Origin of the sequence: Anaerostipes butyraticus (assembly GCF_016586355.1) — a bacterium.
GTDB lineage: Bacteria > Bacillota > Clostridia > Lachnospirales > Lachnospiraceae > Anaerostipes > Anaerostipes butyraticus.
Genome location: NZ_BLYI01000034.1, coordinates 1 through 13,923, shown reverse-complemented (window position 1 = coordinate 13,923; position 13,923 = coordinate 1). Strand labels below are relative to the sequence as shown.

Genomic DNA, 13,923 nt, shown 5'->3' with positions numbered 1-13,923 from the left:
AGCGGGTGATGGGAATCGAACCCACGTGATCAGCTTGGAAGGCTGGAGTTCTACCATTGAACTACACCCGCATATCTGCTGTCTCGTCCAGCGACAAAAATAATATTACTACTTTTTCCTTCATATGTCAACACCTTTTTTTTATTTTTTTATGAGCCGGTCATATAATCTTTCTTTTTGAATAAGCTGTATAAAAAGGAGTACTTTTATGATTAATTACATATGGAGTTTTCTTATTCTGATTGGACTGGTTGTCGGAAGTATAAACGGAAAAATTGTCTCTATATCAGACAGTATTCTGTCTTCCTCCAAAGAGGCAGTTGAACTCTGTATTTTGATGTTTGGAGTTGTAGGTTTATGGTCCGGCCTTATGAATGTTGCTGTCTCCCTGGGAATCACCAGAAGACTCCAGTCCATGCTGGATCCATTCCTTTCATTTTTATTTCCGAATTTACGCAGTACAAAAGCCAGAGAATACATCAGCACAAACATAACAGCCAATATTCTTGGACTTGGATGGGCATCAACGCCTTCAGGGCTGAAAGCCATGGAAGAACTTCAAAAAGAAAATCCTTCTCCGGATACGGCTTCCGGTGATATGTGCTCTTTTCTGATTCTCAATATTTCATCCCTGCAGCTGATTCCTGTTAATATCATTGCCTATCGGAGCCAGTATGGATCTGTACACCCGGCAGATATCATATTGCCGGGAATCATAGCAACCTGCTGCTCTACCCTGGCAGCTATTATTTTCATAAAATGGAAGGACCAAAAAACATGATCTCTTTGATTGCTAATTTAATTTTACCCTTTCTTATACTCTTTATCATTCTTTACGGTCTGCTGAAAAGGAAAGAAATGTATGACCCTTTTCTGAAAGGTGCCGCAGACGGTTTCCGGATCGTAGCTGAGGTAGCTCCCACTTTGATTGCCCTTTTCTTTGCCATCCAGATTTTCCGCTCTTCCGGAGCTCTGGATCTTCTGGTCCGGATTCTGTCTCCTGCTGCCAATTTCCTTCAAATCCCCACCGAAGTCCTTCCGGTTATCTTTGCAAAATTATTTTCCTCCTCAGCTGCCACTGGATTTCTTCTGGATATCTTCAAAAATTCCGGTCCGGACTCTGCTGCAGGCTTCCTCTCTTCTATCATATTAAGTTCCACGGAAACCTGCTTTTATATTATGTCTGTTTACTATTCCTCTGTCCATATCAGAAAAACCCGCTACACGCTCTTCGGCGCTCTGGTCGCCACCTTCGCAGGGATCACCGCATCCATTGTCCTGTGCCGTTTCTTTTATTTTTAAAAAAGAGAAGGTTCTGCTCTTACAGAAACCTTCTCCTGATTCTATTTTTTTGACTTGAAATAATCATGAAAATACTGCATAACATGAATCAGCATTTTCTCCTCATCTTCATCCAGCGGTTCCAACAATCCTTCGATCATTTTGTGATGAAACTCCCGGTGATGCCGGTATGCCTTTTTCCCTTTCTCAGAAAGAGAAAGATAGACAACTCTCCGATCCTTCTCTCCTCGTTTTCTCCTCACATATCCTTTCTTTAAAAGATGGTTGACCGCTATTGTCAACGTACCCACTGTAATATTTAATTCTTTTGCAATCGCTGACATATTTCTGGACTGCTTTTTTCCAATTGCATCTATAATATGGAGTTCTTTATTAGAGATATCCCGAAATTCCTTCGTTATAACAGCTTTTTCTTCCTCATAGGCAATTCCGTGAAATAAGTCAACTACCATATCATTCAGCTGATCTTTATTCATGGGTACATCTCTCCTTTGCACAAGCTTATTTCTGGTATCCCGGCGCATCTCCTGCCATCATTTCATGAGCTTCACCAATTACCTTAGCCAGTGCTTCTTTTGCCTGAGTTGGAAGACGATCATATCCTCCGTCTTCAACATCTTTATCAAATACAAAGTTCAGACGGTCTGTCATACGCGCTTTCAGAGTATCTACATATTCCTGGCTGGTAAAGTCCGGAATATACCCCTCTACTTCCAGCATCTTCATGTTGCTGAATGGTCCCCAAGGTTTGAACTCTGCTGTTCCTTCTACCACCTGTTCAATACAGGATAATGTAACAGATGGTTTAATATCCTTGCCCATAAAATCTCCGGTATTCAGAATATAGCATTCCACATGACGTTCTTTTACCAGATCCCTGAATTTCTTATAATCATTGACCAGAGGATATGTACGGAACGGATTTGCATACGGCTCTACTACCAGACGATTCGGATCAACTCCTGGGGCCAGGCGTTCTGCCGTTGTTCTCTTGGTTGCCAGAGTTGCTCCCATAACAGAAGCAAGAGATGCTCCTTCTATCTTCACGATCGGCGGAATGGTAGGATCTTTCATAATCCAGAAAATAGCGCTGACTGGTGAGTCAATTTTATCCACACGGTTTTCTGACCACAATTTGGATTTGATCGCGCGTCCGTTTCCATTTCGGATATCCTCTGTAACCAGAACTACTTTTCCTTCATCATCCAAAGTGGCAGAACAGTTCTGAGCTGTCAGCAGATACTTATTATCCGGGCATCCGGTCGGATAGTCTGCTGTCTTGTCAAAATAAGTTGGTTCCATGGCAATGGAAGCCCCGGTCTCTGTATTAATGATAAACGCGTCATCATGCAGAACTGTGATATTTTCATATTTATTGTCATGCATTGCATGAGTCAGTGTTGATTTTCCTGAACCGGACAGTCCGAAGAAAGACGCAACATAATGACGGTCTTTGGAAACCTGATATTCTTTCTGTCCGCCATGGCAGGAAGCATATCCGTTGCGGTTGGCAATTGCCCACGCGATCGTCAGAGTTCCTTTCTTATGTTCTCCGAAATATCTCATTCCCAGGAGAGCTGCGCAGTTAGTATCTGTATTAAAATAAGTCAGTCCCAGCGGATAGTCACTGTCCTTCCACTGTGGGTCTGAGAAAATATAAATATCTGTTTCATCTCCGATCGGTCTGGAGTTTTTATACATCTCATTATATTCTGCAGACTGATACTGGAAATTCAGCATCCATGAGTACAGGATATTTTCTTCTCCTTCCGGAATCAGAAGATGAGCTTTAACCATAAATTCCGGATCCAGACCAATGTATACCTGTGCATGGTACAGTGTGGACCATCTGGTATCGTATATAGCGTCCATTACTTTCAGATCCAGCGCATTGGTATCAACACCCGGCTCGCTGGCGATCCTACGAGCTGCCGCGCATCTTCCTGTGACAGAACCATCATTGAATAAGAGTACTTTCGTACCTTCCTCAAGCCCGATTGCCTCCGGTTTATAAACCGGCATATCTGTGACGATCGTTCCAGGAGAATCTTTTGCTAATTCATATGCCTGTTTCAAATCCTTTACTTCCACAACATTATTTCCGTAAAATGCTGCCTCAATAATTGACCTGGTTTTTGAAAATCCCGGCTTTCCTTTCCCGATTTCATCATGTTTGTAGTAGGCTTTTGTTGACATAAGTTATTCCTCCATTCGTAAGTTTTCATTGATGCGTTTCTTCAGAATGTTAAAACTTGTCGGTCCAGCATCTAACATAAGTTTGTGAAATTTTTTCAAGCTATATTTTTTTCCTGCTCCCTTTTTATAATAATCTCTGAGTTTTATAAACTCCTTGTATCCAATGTAATATGACAGATAATTTGCAGGTTCAGAGACAACCATGGAAAATATATGTTCCGCATTGGATGAGGAAATATAAAACTGCTTTAGATAATCCTTTACTTTTTCTTTCTTCCATCCTTCATAGTTTACACCAAAATCAACTCTTGAGCAAAGTGCCAGATTGAATTCCATTCCCAGGACATTTAACTGCTCCCACGCTTCTTTTTCTTTCCCTCCGCCTGCTGCCGTATAACTCCAGCTCTCCACATAAGTTGCCCATCCTTCAGAATATCCGGGGTAATCCAGGATATACCGGACTGGTTCTTCTTCTTTTGAAGCATAATATACATTCTGATACAAATGTCCCGGATATCCTTCATGAGCCAGAGTCGCATACATCTGTATCGAAGTATCCATCTGACTCCTGTTTATATATATGACATTCTCTTTATAGTCATCCATCGCCGGAATCATATAAAAAGCGGGACTCAGATCTTTTTCCAGCGACTCATGGACATATTTGATCTCACAATCCACCTTTGGAGCTTTTGGAAAATTTTTCTCAATCTGTTTCTTTAATTCTGCAAGCATGTCATCCGGGGTCGTTCCAAGATCATCCGGAAGATTGTCACCGGCAGATTCCTGCAGGGCCTCCGGAAACTCTTCGGCGATATCCGCCGTCTTCAGCACACAGTCTTTCAGGCTGTCTTCCGTCATAGCGATCATATCCTCAATTGTACTGGAAGATCCGGTCTGACTCTTTACCAGGGCCTTATAATATGCTTTTCCGTCTTTTAAATATACAAGTCCTGCTTCATTCTTCCCGTTCCCCTTAAGATTCTCAAGATCATCTGCCAGCTTCTCATAGGCTGGGAGAACCTGATCCAGAACAATGCTTCGGTTCTTTTTGATCTTCTCTTTCTGTTCACTGGAAGTAAGATTTTTCACAGAAGAAATCCTGTCTTCAAATGTTGCAATCAGAGAATTATTTTCTTTTGCTTTTGTAAATTCATGAATCTGTGAAATCACTGCATCTGCGGATTCATCTGACATGAAAAGATTCTTTTTTACTTTTTCTTTTTCATACTCAATGATAGATTCAAAATAGTCTCCTGTCTGAGACAGCAGATGAAAATAGTTTTCCACATCTTCCTTTGTTTCCAGCCTGTATTCGCAGAATGTAACCGGAAGCTGTGCCTGAACACCGGTTACCGGAGCCAGCACAGACTCATGATAAGGATATTTCTGAAGTTCTTTCTGAATCGTCAGGTAATCTTTCCAGACATCATAGGTTTCCTGCTGCTCTTCTGAAAGTTTCTCATAAGGAAACCTGCGGATGGCCTTTAGCTCCTGCTCTGTCTCCTTTTTTCCTTCTGCAATTCCACTGGCAGAGATTGTTCCTAAATCCTGCGATTTCTCTTGAATGCCGTACTTTTCAGGATTCTTCAATGTATAGTGCAGTTCAATTCCATTATCTGAGACATTCTCCCGAAAGATCTCTTCCATGTGTTCCTGAAACTCTTTCCGAACAGAAATCGTTGTCTTTTGCTGCCCTTCCTGCTGTATTCCTCTGTCTTTCTTTGAACATCCCGACACAGCAATCGCAAGAACCAGGCATGCGGCAGTGATTCTTCTTGGGATTCGTCCTGACATCCAGACTCCCTTCTTTTTATGAATACTACTATTATACTATTTTTTGAACAAAAAAAATAGACTATCCTGAAAAGATGTACTATAATTAACAAATAGCAGAAACTAATAAACGGAGGATTGTAATGAGTAAAAAGCCATATTATATTACAACAGCAATTACTTATACTTCTGGAAAACCTCATATTGGAAATACCTATGAGATTATTCTGGCAGACAGCATTGCGAGATATAAAAGAATGGAAGGATATGACGTTTTCTTCCAGACAGGAACTGATGAACATGGTCAGAAAGTGGAATTAAAAGCTCAGGAACAGGGCGTAACTCCAAAAGAGTTTGTAGATGACGTTGCTGCTGAGATCAAACGGATCTGGGATCTTATGAATACTTCCTACGATAAGTTTATCCGTACGACTGACGCCGATCATGAAAAACAGGTTCAGAAGATTTTTAAAAAACTCTACGAACAGGGAGATATCTATAAAGGCGAATACGAAGGACTTTACTGTACTCCATGCGAATCTTTCTTTACAGAAAGCCAGCTGGTAGATGGAAAATGTCCTGACTGCGGACGTGAAGTTCAGCCTGCAAAAGAAGAAGCATATTTCCTGAAATTAAGCAAATACGCTGACCGTCTGATTGAACATATCAATACACATCCGGAATTTATCCAGCCGGAATCCAGAAAAAATGAGATGATGAATAATTTCCTTCTTCCTGGACTTCAGGATTTATGTGTATCCAGAACTTCATTCAAATGGGGAATTCCTGTTGATTTTGATGAAGGGCACATTGTCTATGTATGGCTGGATGCCCTTACCAACTATATCACTGGAATCGGTTATGACTGCGATGGAAATCACTCTGAAAACTTTAAAAAATACTGGCCTGCAGATCTGCATCTGATCGGAAAAGATATTATCCGTTTCCATACAATTTACTGGCCGATTATCCTGATGGCGCTGGATCTTCCTCTTCCAAAGCAGGTGTTTGGACATCCTTGGCTTCTTCAGGGAGACGGCAAAATGAGTAAATCCAAAGGAAACGTTCTCTATGCAGACGACCTGGTAGATGTATTCGGTGTGGACGCAGTTCGTTATTTTGTCCTTCATGAGATGCCTTTCGAAAGAGACGGTGTTATTTCGTGGGAACTGATGATCGAACGCATGAACTCTGATCTTGCAAACATCCTTGGAAATCTTGTAAACCGTACCATTTCCATGTCCAATAAATATTTCGGCGGAATCGTGGAAGACCGCGGTGAAACCGGTGATTATGACGATGACCTGAAGGCTGTTGTCACTGGAACAAGAGACAGGGTTGCTGACAAAATGAAAGATCTTCGTGTGGCAGATGCGATTACTGAGATTTTCCAGCTTTTCCGCAGATGCAACCGTTATATCGATGAAACAATGCCTTGGATCCTTGCAAAAGATGAAGAACAGAAAGACAGACTTTCCACCGTTCTTTACAACCTGGTAGAAGGCATCACAATCGGAGCTTCTCTCCTGGAACCTTATATGCCTGAAACTTCCGGCAGAATTTTATCTCAGCTGAATGCTTCTGCCGTTCCATTTGAGAAACTCAATACTTTTGGCAATTATCCAAACGGAACACAGGTTACTGATGCTCCTGAGATTCTTTTTGCAAGACTTGATGAAAAAGAAGTTATGGAAAAAGCCGAAGCTCTTATGGAAGCGCAGAAAAAGGCTGCTGCCGGTGAGCCTGTTATCGATATCGAACCAAAAGATGAAATCACTTTTGATGATTTTACAAAAATGCAGTTCCAGGTAGGTGAAATCATCGCCTGTGAGGAAGTAAAAAAATCGAAAAAACTTTTATGTTCTCAGGTCAGAATCGGAAGCCAGGTAAAACAGATCGTATCTGGTATCAAAGCCCATTATACCCCTGAGGAAATGGTCGGAAAGAAAGTTATGGTCCTTGTTAACCTGAAACCTGCAAAACTTGCGGGAGTCCTTTCAGAAGGAATGCTTCTCTGCGCGGAAGATGAAAATGGAGAATTATCTCTTGTCGTTCCTGAGAAAAACATGCCGTCCGGTGCCGAAATCTGCTGATCTTCATATATATAGCTAAATTAACTAAATTGTTTGACAACGATTATACGGTATGCTATGGTTAATTAAAGCATAATGATAAATTTAAGAAATTAAGGAGGTTGTAGATGAAGAGCACTGGCATTGTTCGTAAGCTTGATGAACTCGGTAGAATCACATTGCCCATCGAATTACGTCGGAATTTTGATGTGAACGAGAGAGATCCTCTGGAAATATTTGTGGACGATGATAAGATTATTTTAAAGAAATATAATCCTACAGATATATTTACCGGTGAAATGGACGATTTGATTGAATACAAGGGGAAAAAAGTATCTAAAAAGTCTATTAAGGAACTGGCAAGAATTGCCGGATTCAAAATATCTGAATAATACATAAGTGGAAAATTCGTTCTTGAATTTTCCACTTTTTATGTTTATGATTCTTTTTTGAGCAGTTCCTGATAAATCTCCCTCTTGCTGACTCCCCGGTCTTTTGCTGTCATCTTCATTGCTTCTTTTCTGGAATACCCCTGATCCAAATAAATTGCCATATGCTCATCCAAAGGCATCTGCAAAAATGATTCTCTGCTTTCCTTTTCCAGTTCCTGAAATGATCTTCCTTCTATGATCAAAACACACTCCCCTCTTGGAGGACATGTCTTCATTTCTTCTATCAGATTCTCTATCGTCGTCAGATACACTGACTCATGTTTCTTAGTAAGTTCCCTGCACAGCGTCATTTTCCTGTTCCCAAGACTCTCTCTCAGCTCCTTAAGTGTCTTTTCCAGATGATGAGGCGCTTCATACAAAATGATAGTCCTCGTCTCATCTTTTAACTGATCCAGGATTTTTCTTCTCTCCTTTTTATCATGAGGAAGAAATGCTTCAAAACAGAATCTTCTCGTAGGCCGTCCTGATACAATCAATGCGTTAATGAGCGCACAGGCCCCGGGAAGCGCCGTTACACGAATGCCCGCCTCATGACACTGCCTGACAAGTTCCTCTCCCGGATCTGAGATTCCCGGTGTTCCTGCATCTGTTACAAGTGCAACATTTTTTCCTTCCAGCATCTGATTTACGAGAAACTTTGCTTTGTCATACTTGTTATACTCATGATAACTGGTCATTTTTGTTTTTATATGAAAATGATTCAATAATTTGATACTGTGTCTTGTGTCTTCTGCAGCAATCAAATCTGCATTTTTCAGCGTCTCTACGACCCGAAATGTAATATCATCCAGATTTCCAATGGGCGTGGCGCATAAATATAAGGTTCCTGCCATTATGACTCCTTTACATCCATTCCATAAATTTTATAAATTTCATCTGTATACTGATTCTGGTTTTTATAAACAATCAACGGCGGCTCCACGATCATACGAGGCTTTGCTCCTTTCACCGCTTCCAGTAAAAAGATATTGGATTCTTTCCCCTGATATGGATGAACAAACCGGATTCTCTTTGGCTCCAGCCCGTCTTTTGACAGCTGATTCAAGATTTCCGTCAATCGAAAGCTTCGATGCACCAGATACAATACGCCGCGGTTTTTCAGTAATTTTCTTGCAGCCTGAGAAATATCCGCAAATGTACATAAAATCTCATGTCTGGCAACCGCTTTTTCTTCCTTTGGATTCTTAATGCCATGATTTCCTATCATATACGGCGGATTTGATGTTATCACATCAAAACTGTCATGAGAAAAAATCGCAGAAGCATCTTTGATATCTCCTTCTACGATTTCTACTTTTTCTTCCAGATGATTTAGTTTTACGCTTCTTTGAGCCATCTTAGCCATATCGCTTTGTATTTCAAGACCGGTAAAAGATGACCCTTGAGTCTTTGCTTCCATCAAAATCGGAATAATCCCGGTTCCGGTTCCCAGATCCAGCACTCTTCCCCCGGTCTTAACAGAAGCAAAATCCGATAAGAGAACCGCATCCATTCCGAAGCAGAATCCATCTTTCTTCTGAATGATCTGATATCCTTTGATTCCCAGATCATCAATTCTTTCGTTTTCCATTTCCTTTACAACCTGCGCATCCTTTATTCTTTCTCTTAATATACAGATCATCGATCTTATACTCTTTTACATCCTTATCGCCGTTCTCATCTTCGACAATCAGTTTTACTTTCTGCTTTAAAATATCAACTCTCTGTACTTCTCCAGATACTCCATCTTTTGCCTTTATTTTCTCGCCAATCTTTGGAAGTTTGCTGTTCAGGTATTCATAAGCCTCCTGCTCATTCTTAAGACAGCACATCAGCCTTCCACAGACGCCTGATATCTTTGTAGGATTCAGCGACAGATTCTGTTCTTTTGCCATTTTAATGGATACAGGGGCAAATTCTGACAAAAACGTACTGCAGCATAATTTCCTTCCGCAGATTCCAATACCTCCCAGCATCTTGGCTTCATCTCTGACACCAATTTGTCTTAATTCAATCCTCGTTCTGAATACAGACGCCAGATCTTTTACCAGTTCCCGGAAATCTACCCGTCCGTCTGCCGTGAAATAAAACAGCACTTTGTTATTATCAAATGTATACTCTGTAGATACCAGCTTCATTTCCAGCTGATGTTCTTTGATCTTCTGAAGACAGATTTTATAAGCATCCTTTTCTTTGCGGCGGTTCTGTTCCGCCTGACGCTCATCCTCTTCTGTCGCGATTCTTAAAACCGGCTTCAGGTCATCTCCAAGGCATTTTTCCTGTACCTTTCTGCGTTCTTCTACTACAGTTCCATATTCAATCCCCCTGGATGTCTCCACAATGACGTGATCTCCAACTTTCACCTGGAAATCTCCCGGATTGAAAAAATATATTTTTCCTGCAGTACGAAATCGTACTCCAATTACTTCTACCATACTTTACCGTTCTCCTTCATCGTCAGAAGCAGCATCTCCAGTGCAACTTCAAAGTTGACGTTTGCTGCCAGTCTTCTTCTTGCCTTCTTGATCTCATCTAAAATATGGCTGATGCCTTCAAAAGAAATATAGATTTCCTGCTCTTTCAGCTGACGGTATTTATCCTTGTAAATCAGATGATTCAGTGAACCTGTCGTCTTTAACATCAGCATATCACGATACCAGACCGTTAACACATCAAGAAAATCATAAATCTCATCTTTATAAGCTTTAAGATCTTTTAGATATGCTATAATCTCATAAACTTCTATTGTCTTAATATGAATCAAAATATTCATGGCTTCCTGAAACATTTCTTTAAATTCAGGCGTATTGACCACATGCATGGCTTTTCCTATGTTTCCCAGTGAAAATGAAGCCGCGAATTTAATATCTTCATCTTTTGCCTCTGTATGATCTTTCAGATACTGAACAATCTTTTCTTCTCTCACAGATCCCAGAGTCATCGTAACACATCTGGACAAAATCGTATCCAGCAGTCTGTCTTTATTATTGGTCAGCAAAATAATAACAGCATAAGCCGGCGGTTCTTCCAGGGTCTTTAAAAGCGCATTCTGAGCTCCCTGATTCATACGATCTGCGTCATCTATAATATATATTTTATAATTACTGCTGTATGGCTTAATATTGATCGTATCATTGATTCCTTTTCTGATCTCATCCACCCTTATTTCATATTTCTCATGCGTTATATAAATCAGATCTGGATGATTGCCAGAATCCACCTGTCTGCAGGCAGTACACTCACCACATCCTGTTTGATGCTCACAAAGCAGCGCTTTTGCAAAAGCTTTTGCCAGTGTCATCTTTCCGCTGCCGTCTTCTCCGCTCAGCAGATAAGCATGTGATACCTTTCCCATCTTAATTGCTTCTTCAAAATGAGCAATTATTTTTTCATGTCCGATTACTGTTCCAAAACTGTTCATATACGTCACCTTCATTATGAAATTATTTTATCAACTGCCGCAGTTATCTGCCTGTGTATGTCTTCAATCGATCCTCTTCCATCGATCTTTTCTATCCGGTCCGGATGCTGCTCTGCAATCTTACGATACCCTTCGGCAACTCTTTCGTGAAAATCCATTGCTTCTCTTTCCATGCGGTCCAGCTCAGCCTGTTTCTTCTTTCTGGAAATTCCGGTTTGAGCATCTATATCAATCATGATCGTCAGATCCGGCATTGTATCTCCGATCGCATACCGATTCACTTCATATACCAGATCAATCCCCATACCTCTGGCTATTCCTTGATATACTGCAGAAGATTCCACAAAGCGGTCACAGATGACAATCTTTCCTTCTTCTAACGCAGGACGAATAACTTCCTCTACCAGCTGCGCTCTGGCAGCCGCGTACAAAAGCATCTCCGTCATATAACCCATCTCTGTAAAATCTTTATTCAATATTACCTGTCGGATTGCTTCACTGATCTTCGTTCCGCCGGGCTCTCTACATACTATTATATCATAACCTTTTCCAGATAAATAGTCTCTTAATAAGTCAATTTGTGTTGATTTTCCTGATCCATCCGGACCTTCCATCGTAATAAATAATCCCATATCTCATATCCTCTCATTTATTATGGAAATTTTTCTATTTTCGCAGCCTTCTATCCTCATATGATTGTGCAGGTACTCTTCTATTTTATCCAGCACTCTTCCGGTGATCTTTTCTCCCGGAACAATGAGTGGAATTCCAGGAGGATACAGATAGATATAATCACCGCTGATTTTTCCTTCTGACTGCTCCAGAGAAATCTTTCCTTTTCTTTGCTTCACAGCTTCTGACGGAAGCATGATCTTTGGCACCTCTGCCATTTTCATCTCCATATGATTCTCTTTTCTTATACCCTGTAATCTTCCATCAATATCCAGCAGCGCGTGTTCAAGTTTAAGAATTCCTTCTCTTGTGTCACAAACACTCGTCATGGCAATCAAATAATGAATTTCTGCCATCTCCGCCTCGATATCATATTGATCCCGGAGAAGACGGAACAATTCCATTCCATTTATGGAAGAATCTCTGACAGATATTACAACCTTTCCAAAATCGTCTGTCTTGATTCTTTTCAAATGTCTTAGTGCTTCCAGTTTTCCATAAAAGCTGTTCATAAGCTTCTCATATTGTTGAAAACTTTCTTTTTCTTCCTGGCATCTGTGGACACAATAGTCAATTGAGGCCATCAGAAGATAGGATGGGCTGCTTGTCTGAAAAATAGACAGCCTGCTTTGTACCCATTCTTTCTGAATCCGGTCTGTACATAAATGTAAAAGCCCGGTTTGTGTCAGAGACGGAAGGGTTTTATGCAGACTCTGTATGACAAGATCTGCCCCCTGAAATACAGCACTTTTAGGAAATCCCTCATAAAACGGAAAGTGCGCGCCATGTGCTTCATCCACGATCAGCAGAATTCCCTGGCTGTGGAGCATGTCTGCAATTTCCTTTATGTCAGATACCACTCCTTCATAAGTTGGAGACACAATAACCGCTGCTTTGATTCCTTTTTCTTCTCTCAGCACTCTGCTGATCTGATCTTTTGTAATACCTTCACACATACCATCTTCATTGATCTTTGGATATACATATACTGGATCGAGTCCCAGCAGTTCTACTCCATGATAGACAGATTTATGACAATTACGAGCAATCAAAATTTTGTCTCCGAAACTGCACACACTTGCCATTGCCGCCAGATTTCCCGCCGTACTTCCATTAATGAGAAAGTAGCTTTCCTTTGTTTTATAAATTTTCTTAAAATCATCCATTGCCTCACGAATCATCCCTTCCGGATGATGGAGATCATCATATCCTGTAATCTCCGTTATGTCTAAAGAAAAAGGAATGGTTTTTGAAAATTCATCCTGACAATTTCTTTTATGTCCCGGCATATGAAATGGATAATGACCGTTTGTTTCCAGCTGTTTTAATTTTTGATAAATAATTGTCCTCATTTCCTTCTCCTGAGCATCTGTTTTTCACTATTTTATCATAAGATGTTAAGAAGTCAATTCATAGTATTTGGTATTTGTGAAAAGGTTTCTTGTTAAAAAAATCAGTCTGCCTTTGTACAAAAAATTTCTATTTCATGAGAAATTATATTCTTATGCAATAAAAAAGCGTTTACAAATTCATAATCTGTAAACGCTTTTTTCTCCGTAAAAATTAAAAAATGCCCAGAGCCGGAATCGAACCAGCGACACGAGGATTTTCAGTCCTCTGCTCTACCGACTGAGCTATCTGGGCATTTCATGTGTGCAGAATCTCTGCAGCGCATCAATTGCGGGGGCCGGATTTGAACCAACGACCTTCGGGTTATGAGCCCGACGAGCTACCAGACTGCTCCACCCCGCGATATTATTTAAATGGTGGGAGAAGGATTCGAACCTTCGAAGGCGTTGCCAACAGATTTACAGTCTGCCCCCTTTGGCCACTCGGGAATCCCACCAAATATATATATAAAACATCCTTTACCACTATTATACAACAATGATATCAGATGTGAAAGCCGTTGACCGGACTTGAACCGGTAACCTGCTGATTACAAATCAGCTGCTCTGCCAATTGAGCCACAACGGCAAATATTCTTTTTTCTAACAAAAATGGGACCAACAGGGCTCGAACCTGTGACCCTCTGCTTGTAAGGCAGATGCTC

Annotated in this window: 13 protein-coding genes and 5 tRNA genes; 4 read left to right on the top strand and 14 right to left on the bottom strand. The window is 40.8% G+C overall.

Features of this window, described 5'->3' with window-relative positions:
• Nucleotides 1-71: transfer RNA gene (locus JMF81_RS08420), tRNA-Gly, on the bottom strand.
• 137 nt (nt 72-208) lie between these two features.
• On the opposite strand from JMF81_RS08420, the gene JMF81_RS08415 reads away from it, so the two are divergent.
• Both JMF81_RS08415 and JMF81_RS08410 read left to right on the top strand, forming a co-directional pair.
• The gene (locus tag JMF81_RS08415; protein WP_201311014.1) at nt 209-781 is read left to right on the top strand and encodes a hypothetical protein; all 573 of its coding nucleotides are present in this window, start codon (nt 209-211) and stop codon (nt 779-781) included.
• Nucleotides 778-1,302 carry a spore maturation protein gene (locus tag JMF81_RS08410; protein ID WP_201311013.1) on the top strand — a complete coding sequence of 175 codons (525 nt, stop codon included), beginning with the start codon at nt 778-780 and terminating at the stop codon, nt 1,300-1,302. The genes JMF81_RS08415 and JMF81_RS08410 overlap by 4 nt, the downstream gene beginning before the upstream one ends.
• A 41-nt stretch (nt 1,303-1,343) precedes the next feature.
• Here JMF81_RS08410 and JMF81_RS08405 read toward each other — a convergent pair whose 3' ends face one another.
• From JMF81_RS08405 to JMF81_RS08395, 3 genes are read right to left on the bottom strand one after another with little or no spacing between them, the layout of a single operon-like run.
• The gene (locus tag JMF81_RS08405) at nt 1,344-1,778 is read right to left on the bottom strand and encodes a MarR family winged helix-turn-helix transcriptional regulator (RefSeq protein WP_243282589.1); all 435 of its coding nucleotides are present in this window, start codon (nt 1,776-1,778) and stop codon (nt 1,344-1,346) included.
• A gap of 25 nt (nt 1,779-1,803) precedes the next feature.
• Complete coding sequence (locus JMF81_RS08400; RefSeq protein ID WP_201311012.1) at nt 1,804-3,498, bottom strand: phosphoenolpyruvate carboxykinase (ATP); 1,695 nt, start codon at nt 3,496-3,498, stop codon at nt 1,804-1,806.
• A gap of 3 nt (nt 3,499-3,501) precedes the next feature.
• The gene (locus JMF81_RS08395; protein ID WP_201311011.1) at nt 3,502-5,295 is read right to left on the bottom strand and encodes a DUF885 domain-containing protein; all 1,794 of its coding nucleotides are present in this window, start codon (nt 5,293-5,295) and stop codon (nt 3,502-3,504) included.
• A gap of 122 nt (nt 5,296-5,417) precedes the next feature.
• On the opposite strand from JMF81_RS08395, the gene metG reads away from it, so the two are divergent.
• Nucleotides 5,418-7,367 (top strand): methionine--tRNA ligase, encoded by a 1,950-nt coding sequence (metG, locus tag JMF81_RS08390; RefSeq protein WP_201311010.1) that lies wholly within the window; start codon nt 5,418-5,420, stop codon nt 7,365-7,367.
• A 107-nt stretch (nt 7,368-7,474) separates the two neighbouring features.
• On the top strand, nt 7,475-7,738 hold the full coding sequence (locus JMF81_RS08385; RefSeq protein ID WP_201311009.1) for an AbrB/MazE/SpoVT family DNA-binding domain-containing protein: 264 nt from the start codon (nt 7,475-7,477) through the stop codon (nt 7,736-7,738).
• Nucleotides 7,739-7,782: 44 nt separating this feature from the next.
• On the opposite strand, the gene rsmI is transcribed toward JMF81_RS08385, so the two are convergent.
• The 10 genes from rsmI to JMF81_RS08335 form a co-directional block, all read right to left on the bottom strand.
• Nucleotides 7,783-8,631 carry a 16S rRNA (cytidine(1402)-2'-O)-methyltransferase gene (gene rsmI, locus JMF81_RS08380; protein ID WP_201311008.1) on the bottom strand — a complete coding sequence of 283 codons (849 nt, stop codon included), beginning with the start codon at nt 8,629-8,631 and terminating at the stop codon, nt 7,783-7,785.
• Entirely contained in the window at nt 8,631-9,368 is a 738-nt protein-coding gene (locus JMF81_RS08375) for a tRNA1(Val) (adenine(37)-N6)-methyltransferase (RefSeq protein WP_201311007.1), read from the bottom strand. Before JMF81_RS08375 ends, rsmI begins: the two co-directional genes overlap by 1 nt.
• Entirely contained in the window at nt 9,349-10,212 is an 864-nt protein-coding gene (locus JMF81_RS08370) for a PSP1 domain-containing protein (protein WP_201311006.1), read from the bottom strand. Before JMF81_RS08370 ends, JMF81_RS08375 begins: the two co-directional genes overlap by 20 nt.
• Nucleotides 10,206-11,198 carry a DNA polymerase III subunit delta' gene (gene holB, locus JMF81_RS08365; protein WP_201311005.1) on the bottom strand — a complete coding sequence of 331 codons (993 nt, stop codon included), beginning with the start codon at nt 11,196-11,198 and terminating at the stop codon, nt 10,206-10,208. The genes JMF81_RS08370 and holB overlap by 7 nt, the downstream gene beginning before the upstream one ends.
• A 14-nt stretch (nt 11,199-11,212) precedes the next feature.
• Nucleotides 11,213-11,830: a dTMP kinase gene (tmk, locus tag JMF81_RS08360; protein ID WP_201311004.1), complete on the bottom strand. Its 618-nt coding sequence runs from the start codon at nt 11,828-11,830 to the stop codon at nt 11,213-11,215.
• A gap of 3 nt (nt 11,831-11,833) precedes the next feature.
• The gene (locus JMF81_RS08355) at nt 11,834-13,222 is read right to left on the bottom strand and encodes an aminotransferase class I/II-fold pyridoxal phosphate-dependent enzyme (RefSeq protein WP_201311003.1); all 1,389 of its coding nucleotides are present in this window, start codon (nt 13,220-13,222) and stop codon (nt 11,834-11,836) included.
• A 219-nt stretch (nt 13,223-13,441) separates the two neighbouring features.
• A tRNA-Phe gene (locus JMF81_RS08350) sits at nt 13,442-13,514 on the bottom strand.
• A gap of 34 nt (nt 13,515-13,548) precedes the next feature.
• Nucleotides 13,549-13,622, bottom strand: a tRNA-Met gene (locus JMF81_RS08345).
• Between the two features lie 12 nt (nt 13,623-13,634).
• A tRNA-Tyr gene (locus tag JMF81_RS08340) sits at nt 13,635-13,716 on the bottom strand.
• Nucleotides 13,717-13,774: 58 nt separating this feature from the next.
• Nucleotides 13,775-13,847, bottom strand: a tRNA-Thr gene (locus JMF81_RS08335).
• Nucleotides 13,848-13,923: the final 76 nt, after the last annotated feature.

What these genes read in the sequence shown, in the direction of transcription:
- JMF81_RS08415 (WP_201311014.1), top strand. Translation starts at nt 209, where the DNA reads ATGATTAATTACATATGGAGTTTTCTTATTCTGATTGGACTGGTTGTC.
- tmk (WP_201311004.1), bottom strand. Translation starts at nt 11,830, where the DNA reads ATGGGATTATTTATTACGATGGAAGGTCCGGATGGATCAGGAAAATCA.
- JMF81_RS08375 (WP_201311007.1), bottom strand. Translation starts at nt 9,368, where the DNA reads ATGGAAAACGAAAGAATTGATGATCTGGGAATCAAAGGATATCAGATC.
- JMF81_RS08400 (WP_201311012.1), bottom strand. Translation starts at nt 3,498, where the DNA reads ATGTCAACAAAAGCCTACTACAAACATGATGAAATCGGGAAAGGAAAG.
- JMF81_RS08405 (WP_243282589.1), bottom strand. Translation starts at nt 1,778, where the DNA reads ATGAATAAAGATCAGCTGAATGATATGGTAGTTGACTTATTTCACGGA.
- holB (WP_201311005.1), bottom strand. Translation starts at nt 11,198, where the DNA reads ATGAACAGTTTTGGAACAGTAATCGGACATGAAAAAATAATTGCTCAT.
- rsmI (WP_201311008.1), bottom strand. Translation starts at nt 8,631, where the DNA reads ATGGCAGGAACCTTATATTTATGCGCCACGCCCATTGGAAATCTGGAT.
- JMF81_RS08395 (WP_201311011.1), bottom strand. Translation starts at nt 5,295, where the DNA reads ATGTCAGGACGAATCCCAAGAAGAATCACTGCCGCATGCCTGGTTCTT.
- JMF81_RS08410 (WP_201311013.1), top strand. Translation starts at nt 778, where the DNA reads ATGATCTCTTTGATTGCTAATTTAATTTTACCCTTTCTTATACTCTTT.
- JMF81_RS08370 (WP_201311006.1), bottom strand. Translation starts at nt 10,212, where the DNA reads ATGGTAGAAGTAATTGGAGTACGATTTCGTACTGCAGGAAAAATATAT.
- JMF81_RS08385 (WP_201311009.1), top strand. Translation starts at nt 7,475, where the DNA reads ATGAAGAGCACTGGCATTGTTCGTAAGCTTGATGAACTCGGTAGAATC.
- JMF81_RS08355 (WP_201311003.1), bottom strand. Translation starts at nt 13,222, where the DNA reads ATGAGGACAATTATTTATCAAAAATTAAAACAGCTGGAAACAAACGGT.
- metG (WP_201311010.1), top strand. Translation starts at nt 5,418, where the DNA reads ATGAGTAAAAAGCCATATTATATTACAACAGCAATTACTTATACTTCT.